Annotated in this window: 8 protein-coding genes; 4 read left to right on the forward strand and 4 right to left on the reverse strand. The window is 64.8% G+C overall.

Annotated features, from left to right (window positions below):
- The 3 genes from VGQ94_03880 to thiD form a co-directional block, all read right to left on the reverse strand.
- On the reverse strand, positions 1-326 hold a 326-nt coding region (locus VGQ94_03880), incomplete at its 3' end, for a CRTAC1 family protein (GenBank protein HEV2021646.1).
- Entirely contained in the window at positions 323-1,360 is a 1,038-nt protein-coding gene (locus tag VGQ94_03885; protein ID HEV2021647.1) for a tetratricopeptide repeat protein, read from the reverse strand. The genes VGQ94_03880 and VGQ94_03885, both read right to left, overlap by 4 nt.
- Before the next feature lie 77 nt (positions 1,361-1,437).
- Positions 1,438-2,283: a bifunctional hydroxymethylpyrimidine kinase/phosphomethylpyrimidine kinase gene (thiD, locus tag VGQ94_03890; protein ID HEV2021648.1), complete on the reverse strand. Its 846-nt coding sequence runs from the start codon at positions 2,281-2,283 to the stop codon at positions 1,438-1,440.
- Positions 2,284-2,668: 385 nt separating this feature from the next.
- Here thiD and VGQ94_03895 point away from each other — a divergent pair, with 385 nt between their 5' ends.
- Positions 2,669-3,121 carry a septal ring lytic transglycosylase RlpA family protein gene (locus tag VGQ94_03895; protein HEV2021649.1) on the forward strand — a complete coding sequence of 151 codons (453 nt, stop codon included), beginning with the start codon at positions 2,669-2,671 and terminating at the stop codon, positions 3,119-3,121.
- Between the two features lie 5 nt (positions 3,122-3,126).
- A complete protein-coding gene (gene pyrF, locus VGQ94_03900) occupies positions 3,127-3,840 on the forward strand; it encodes an orotidine-5'-phosphate decarboxylase (protein ID HEV2021650.1) in 714 nt (237 codons plus the stop codon).
- Positions 3,841-3,851: 11 nt separating this feature from the next.
- On the opposite strand, the gene VGQ94_03905 is transcribed toward pyrF, so the two are convergent.
- Positions 3,852-4,031, reverse strand: a complete 180-nt coding sequence (locus tag VGQ94_03905) for a hypothetical protein (GenBank protein HEV2021651.1) — start codon at positions 4,029-4,031, stop codon at positions 3,852-3,854.
- A gap of 212 nt (positions 4,032-4,243) precedes the next feature.
- Here VGQ94_03905 and VGQ94_03910 point away from each other — a divergent pair, with 212 nt between their 5' ends.
- Both VGQ94_03910 and glpX read left to right on the forward strand, forming a co-directional pair.
- The gene (locus tag VGQ94_03910; protein HEV2021652.1) at positions 4,244-5,422 is read left to right on the forward strand and encodes an acyl-CoA dehydrogenase family protein; all 1,179 of its coding nucleotides are present in this window, start codon (positions 4,244-4,246) and stop codon (positions 5,420-5,422) included.
- Between the two features lie 9 nt (positions 5,423-5,431).
- The gene (gene glpX / locus VGQ94_03915; GenBank protein ID HEV2021653.1) at positions 5,432-6,493 is read left to right on the forward strand and encodes a class II fructose-bisphosphatase; all 1,062 of its coding nucleotides are present in this window, start codon (positions 5,432-5,434) and stop codon (positions 6,491-6,493) included.
- Positions 6,494-6,855 lie beyond the last annotated feature (362 nt).

Consider the following 6,855-nt stretch of genomic DNA (forward strand, 5'->3'; position numbering starts at 1 on the left):
GTGTTGCGATAGAGCTTGAAGTTGGGCTGGGCGCCGTGGTGCAGGTCGCTGACAGTGGAGCCGTTCGCCAGGAAGATGTCGAGCCAGCCGTTGTTATCGTAGTCCAGGAAGGCGCCGCCGCCGCAGAGCGACTCCATGATGTAACGCTTCTCCGGGCCGCCGCAGGTGAGGTGGAAGTCGATGCCGGAGGCGCGGGTGACGTCCTGGAACTGTATCGACGGGTGCGTGGGCCGAGAAGTCTTCTGTCCCCACGCTGCCGGAAGCACGGCCAGGGCGGCCGCGAGCGTGATTGCGGCAAGACGCACGGTGCGGAGGCGAGCGATCATTTGCGGTCCCGCCCCGTGGCCATCCCGCCGGTTTCCTTCTGCGACTTCTTGAGCTGCTCAAAGCGGGTCAGAGCCTGCCGGGATCCCGCGTCGTCGCCCTTGCGGGCCAGGGCGCGGGAGAGCTGGTAGTAGGCGCTCGCGTCCTGGGGGTTCAGCTGGATGGCGCGTCCTAAAGCGGCGATCGCATCGTCCGTCTGGCCCGCCAGCAACAGGGCTTTGCCCAGGTCGTAATAAGCGTCCTGGTGATTGGGAGCCAGCTGGGTGGCGCGGCCGAGCGCGGCCACCGCTTCCTTCCATTGCCCGGACTCAAGCAGCGTGTGACCGAACTGGTAGAAGACCTCGGCGTTGGTCTGGCCGGGGGTGGCCTCCTGGCGCAATTCGACCAGGGCCTCGGCGTTGCGCCCGACGCTGGAGTAGGCGAAGCCCAAGTGGTAGTGCCCGAGCGGCAGACCGGGTTCGATCCGCAGCGCGGTCTTGAACTCCTCGATGGCGCGCAGGCTGCGGTTGCTGTTCTGCAAGGCGCGGCCCAGCAGCACGTGGTCGAGCGCCGACCGCGGGCGGAGCCGGACCACCTTCTCCAGTTGCTCGGCGGCCTGCGGATATTGCTGCTGATCTAGAAACACCAGAGCGAGGTCATGGTGGACATCCGCGTTCTGGGGCGCAAGTTGTGCGGCCTTCTGAAGCTGCGCAATCGCAGCGGCCGCCTCGTGATTCTGGAAGTAGGCCAAGCCGAGCCAGTGGTGGAACTCCGGGTCGCTCGGCCAGCGTTCGACCGCATCCTTCCCGGCCGCGACAGCCCCGGGGAACTCCCCACCCTGCAGGTAGCTGAGCACCAGGCCGCGAAAGACGTCGCGATCCTCCGGGGCCAGGAGGCGGGCCTGCTCGAAGCTGCGCGCCGCCTCAGCGAAGTCACCGGCCTCGAGCGCCCGCTGGCCCTGGGCCAGGAGCGACTGAGCCGTCGGGGGCGGGGCTTGTGCGGAAACAGCAAGAACGCTGAGAACCACGCACGCGCAGAGGAACTGCGCAGCCGCCAAGGAAGGATGTAAGCGGGCAATCACCGGGAAGAATGACTTTAGCTTTTCGGGCGAGAGCGCGCAAATCGGCGTGAGGATCAGTGCTTGGGCTCGATGGCGTCCTGCGCCGGGCGCGGCTGCTCGTCCATGCGGAACAGATGGTGGATGGGCCCGGTGCCGCGGCCAAGAGGATAGGCGCGGGCAATGGCCTTGGTGACGTAGGCCTTGGCCAGAACCACCGCGTCGCTCAGTTGCTTCCCCAAGGCGAGGTTGGCGGCGACCGCGGTGGAAAAGGCGCAGCCGATGCCGTGCGTGGCGGTAGAGCGCAGCCGCTCGGAGGCGAACTCCAACTGCTCGCAGCCTCCTGGCCCGGCCAGGCTCAGCAGGTCGACGGGCCGCTCCAGGTGGCCGCCGGTGACCACGACGTTTTTGGCGCCCATCTCGTGCAGCTTGCGCGCCGCCGCTTTCATCTCCGCGACGTTCGAGACCGGAAGCCCGGTCAGCTGCGCGGCCTCGTCGATGTTGGGAGTGATGACGGTAGCGCGCGGAAACAGCAGCTTGGGGAGGCGCTCCGCACCCTCCTTATCGATCAGGTCGGCGCCAGAGGAGGACTTGAGGATCGGGTCGAGCACGACAAAGGGGATTCGCCCCGCGCCCAGAAAGTCGGCGACCGCCTCCACCACTGCCGCCGAGCCCAGCATGCCGATGCGCGCGGCGGCGATGGGCAGGTCCGCCGCCAGTTCTTCCAGCGTCTCGCGCACCAGCTTGGCTGAGACCGGCTCCACTCGCCGGACCCCGGCGGTGGACTGCACGGTCAGCGCGGTGATGCAGCCGACCCCATAACAGCCGTGGGCCGCCAGGGTCTTGATGTCCGCCAGCGTGCCCGCTCCGGAGGAGGGGTCGAAGCCCGAAATGGTGAGCACCACCGGCGGCGCCTGCGTCATGGCTGCGCAATGTAGCGAAAAGCAATGCTCATGGGAACGGAAAAATCCTGGGTCCCCTTCCCGGAGGCAGCGACCCGGGCGGAATCGGGCGCCTGCCGCCGGCTCTGTCTCCCTTCCAGAAGCTCAATCCGGCCGCAGAGTTGCCCCGGACCGGCTCCCGTCCCGATTTGGACCTGGGGAGCATCCGGTCGGCCAGTGCGGTGTTTTCTCGCAGGTCCAGGAAGGGGTCGCTTTCTGCCAATTCCAGTGGGATTGACTGCGGCTAAATTACAACGCCCCGGGTTCTGATCCTGGTACAATGGTATTGACTTCTAACGTTATTTTTCATAGCATTGTGAGCAGTCTGTGGTTGGGGAGGTAACTACCGAAGACGTGAGGTGTATTAATGCGACGAGTACTTGCCAGCATTCTGGCCACAGGGTTAACTGTTGCCATCTTGGGGGCGGCACCCGTTAAAAGCGGCTCCAAGGCCGTAGAAACTCCTACAAAACCCTATCAAATCGGCCGTGCCTCCTGGTACGGCAAGCCGTTTCATGGCAGAACCACCGCCAACGGCGAGACTTACAACATGTTCCATTTCACCGCCGCCCACCGGCAACTCCCTCTAGGGACGTGGGTTAAGGTCACAAACCTGCGTAACAGCAAGTGGGTGATGGTGCGGGTGAACGACCGGGGTCCGGTGCCTGAAAGCCGGATCATTGACCTGTCGTATGCCGTGGCCCAGCTCCTGGAGTTCCGGGAGCGGGGGACAGAGCGGGTGCGTCTGGACATCGTGAAACCGGAGACCATTGCCGCGACTCACCATCTGGCCGGCCTGGAAGAGAAACCTGTAAACTAAGGGGAATGGACAGCGCACGCGACCGCCTGATTGTCGCTCTGGACGTTCCCACTGCCGCCGAGGCGCAGCGCATCGTGGCCGCGTTCGGCGAGTCCGTCTCCAGCTACAAGGTGGGGAAACAACTGTTCACCGCCGCCGGCCCGGCGGTGGTGCGTGACCTGAGTGGCGCCGGCCGCAAGGTCTTCCTCGATCTTAAGTATCACGACATCCCCAGCACGGTAGCGGCGGCGGTGCGCGCTGCCTCGGAGCTTGGGGTCGCGATGCTGACGGTGCACGCTTCGGGCGGCTCGAAGATGCTGAAGGCGGCGGTGGAAGCGGCAGGTGCGGCCACGCGTCCTCCGCTGGTGCTGGCGGTCACCGTCCTCACCAGCTTCGGTGACGCGGACCTGAAAGAGATTGGGGTGGCGGCGCAAACCCTGGAGCAAGCCCTGCGGCTGGCTTCCCTGGCCCAAAAAGCGGGCTGCGGGGGCGTGGTCGCCTCGGCGCAGGAGGCCAGGGCCATCCGGCAGGAGATGGGAGCAGGCTTTGCGATTGTGACGCCCGGGGTACGGCCGGCAGGCGGAGCCAAGGACGACCAAACTCGGGTCGCCACACCGGCAGAAGCCATCGCCGCCGGAGCCGACTACATCGTGGTCGGCCGGCCCATCACGGGCGCGAAAGACCCGGCCGCCGCGGCGCGGGCCATCCTGGAAGAAATCTCGCCGAAAGTCCTGGCTTAGAAAGTCCTGGCTTAGAGCTTCTCGAAAAACTCGCAGGCGGAGCAGGAGATGAAGATGCCGCCGGGAGTGCCGCGCTCGCGGTCTTTCACCCGCTTGACGATGCGGGTGGGCTTGCCGCACTTGGGGCAGTCGTGGCTCTTGGAGGTGTCCATGATGCTCTTTCGGTGGGCGGTCTTGGCCACTTTGACCATGCTCTTCTCCTGACAGAAACTTCCCCGATCACCGGGGGTTTGGATTCGCGGTTCTGAGGGCGGGAGTCCGAAACTCGAAGGGAAAACCTGCGCGCCGACCGCAGGCATCATTCTACCGGAAGCGCGCTCTGGCTGTCTTGCGCCCCCATGCGGTGCAAGGGTTTGACGCTCCTCCACGCCTCTGTTAGCTTCAACGCGAAAGAGAAAAATCCATGGCCTTTAAATTCAAGGGAGTGGACTTCATCGAGTTCGATTCCCTGCTCTCGGACGACGAGCGGCTGGTGCGCGACAACACCCGCAAGTTCATCGAAGAGAACCTCATTCCCATCATCGAGCAGTGCAACCGCGACGGGCGCTTCCCCAAGGAACTCATCCAACCCTTCGGCGAGATGGGTTTCTACGGTGCGTCGCTCAAGGGCTACGGCTGCGCCGGAATGTCCAATGTAGAGTACGGCCTGGTGATGCAGGAGCTGGAGCGCGGCGACTCCGGCGTGCGCAGCTTCGTGAGCGTGCAGTCGGCGCTCTGCATGTATCCCATTTACGCCTTCGGCAGCGACGCCCAGAAGGACAAGTACCTGGCCAAGATGGCGACGGGCGAAATCCTGGGCTGCTTCGGGCTGACCGAGCCGCAGTTCGGGTCGAACCCCGGCGGCATGCTGACCCGGGCGAAGAAGGTTGGCAACGAGTATGTGCTCAACGGCGAGAAGATGTGGATCACCTCCGGCACCATCGCCCACATCGCCATCATCTGGGCCAAGGTGGAGGACGAGGACAACAATATCCGCGGCTTCATCGTGGAGACCGACCGGCCCGGGTTCAGCGCCTTCGACGTGCACGGCAAGTGGTCGCTGCGCGCCTCAGTGACCTCGGGGCTGTCGCTGCAGGACGTGCGCATCCCGGCGGAGAACCTGCTGCCCGGCTCGGGCGGGCTGAAGTCGCCGCTGATGTGCCTGAACCAGGCGCGCTACGGCATCGCCTGGGGCGGCATCGGCGCGGCCATGGCCTGCTATGACACCGCTCTGCAGTATGCCAAGGAGCGCAAGCAGTTCCGCAACCAGCCCATCGCCTCGCACCAGCTGGTGCAGGAGAAGCTGGCCTGGATGATCTCTGAGATCACCAAGGGGCAACTGCTAGTGCTCCAGGTGGGGCGGCTGAAGGACCAGGGCAAGGCGCAGCACTACCACATCTCCATGGCCAAGCAGAACAACGTGTGGATGGCGCTGGAGTGCGCGCGGATGGCGCGCGACATCTTGGGCGCGAACGGCATTGCCGACGACTATCCCATCATGCGCCACATGATGAACCTGGAATCGGTGAAGACCTACGAGGGCACGCACGACATCCACACTCTCGTCATCGGATCGCACGTCACCGGCATCGACGCCTTCTGAGGAATCCACATGGCTACCGAGACCAAGCCCGAGTTCAAGAACCACGCCAAGAAAGACGCTGCAACCCACGCCGTTTTCACCAAGCACTTGGAGTTCCAGCTGGCGCTGGAGTTCATGCGGGTGGTGGAGGAGGCGGCCATCGCCAGCGCCAAAACCATGGGCCTGGGCGACCGCAAGCGCTCCGACCACGTGGCCACGGAGGCCATGCGCCGGGTGATGGACACCGTCCCCATGCGTGGCACCATCGTCATCGGCGAGGGCGAGCGCGACGAGGCTCCCATGCTCTACATCGGGGAAAAAGTCGGCGCGGCGCCGCCCCAGGGCGTGGACTTCCCCGAAGTGGACATCGCCGTGGACCCGCTGGAGGGCACGAACCTGTGCGCCACCGGCTCGGCCAACGCCATCACCGTGCTGGCCGCGTCCGAGCGCGGCGGGCTGCTGCATGCTCCCGACTGCTATATGGAGAAGCTGGTCGTCGGGCCGTCCTGCAAAGGCAAAGTGGAGCTGGACGCTCCGGTCAAGGACAACCTGAAGGCCATCGCCAAGTGCCTGGACCGCGACGTCGAGGACCTGGTGGTGATCGTGCTCGACCGGCCGCGGCACGAGAAGCTCATCAGCGACATCCGCGCCGCCGGGGCGCGCATCAAGCTGATCGGTGACGGAGACCTCTCGGCGGGCATCGCTGCCGCCGTTATCGGCACGGGCGTGCACGCGGTGATGGGAACGGGCGGGGCGCCCGAGGGCGTGATCACCGCCGCCGCCATGCGCTGCCTGAATGGCGAGATCCAGGCGCGGCTGGTGATTGATCGGCCGAAACTCGAAGCGCGCATCGCCAAGATGGGCATCACCGACAAGAAGAAGATCTACCGCAGCGAAGATCTGGCGCCGGGCAAGCACATCATCTTCGCCGCTACCGGCGTGACCGAGGGCTCGCTGATGCGCGGCGTCCGCTTCTTCGGCGAGGGCACGCGCACTTCTTCCATCGTCATGACGCTCGAAACCGGCGCCGTGCGCTTCGTCGAGAGCATCCACCTGGAGAAGCGGCCGGACGTGAAGGTGCGGTTCTTCTAGGGCAGCTCGCAGGCGGCAGGAGCCAAGAGCCAGACTCAGGGTTTTTGCGACAGCGATTGGGCGGCGCGGCGCTCGCGGTCGGCATCGCTCGCCAGCCCCGCAACCAGAGCACGACCGGCGCTGAGTCCGGGAACGGGCCCAGGTCGAGAACCTAAGTTGATGCAATCGTTAAGTTTTACTGTGTTCTTCTTTGAACAGACTGCTCAGCCTGGACCTGTCAGACTTCTAAAAGACTTGGGGTTAACGCAGGTCCGGTACCAGGCCAACAAGTGGCGAACGGCGGCGGCTTGTTAGGCGCTCTGCTAAAGGTTGCCGCCAACCAATGAGTTAGCCCCTCAGAGGCTCAAAATGGATAACGATAA

It is taken from the genome of Terriglobales bacterium, assembly GCA_035937135.1.
Taxonomy (GTDB): Bacteria; Acidobacteriota; Terriglobia; order Terriglobales; family Acidobacteriaceae; genus DASYVL01.

Bases quoted from the DNA above. Each gene is read 5' to 3' on its own strand.
- thiD (HEV2021648.1), bottom strand. From the start codon at position 2,283: ATGACGCAGGCGCCGCCGGTGGTGCTCACCATTTCGGGCTTCGACCCC.
- VGQ94_03895 (HEV2021649.1), top strand. From the start codon at position 2,669: ATGCGACGAGTACTTGCCAGCATTCTGGCCACAGGGTTAACTGTTGCC.
- pyrF (HEV2021650.1), top strand. From the start codon at position 3,127: ATGGACAGCGCACGCGACCGCCTGATTGTCGCTCTGGACGTTCCCACT.
- VGQ94_03905 (HEV2021651.1), bottom strand. From the start codon at position 4,031: ATGGTCAAAGTGGCCAAGACCGCCCACCGAAAGAGCATCATGGACACC.
- VGQ94_03910 (HEV2021652.1), top strand. From the start codon at position 4,244: ATGGCCTTTAAATTCAAGGGAGTGGACTTCATCGAGTTCGATTCCCTG.
- glpX (HEV2021653.1), top strand. From the start codon at position 5,432: ATGGCTACCGAGACCAAGCCCGAGTTCAAGAACCACGCCAAGAAAGAC.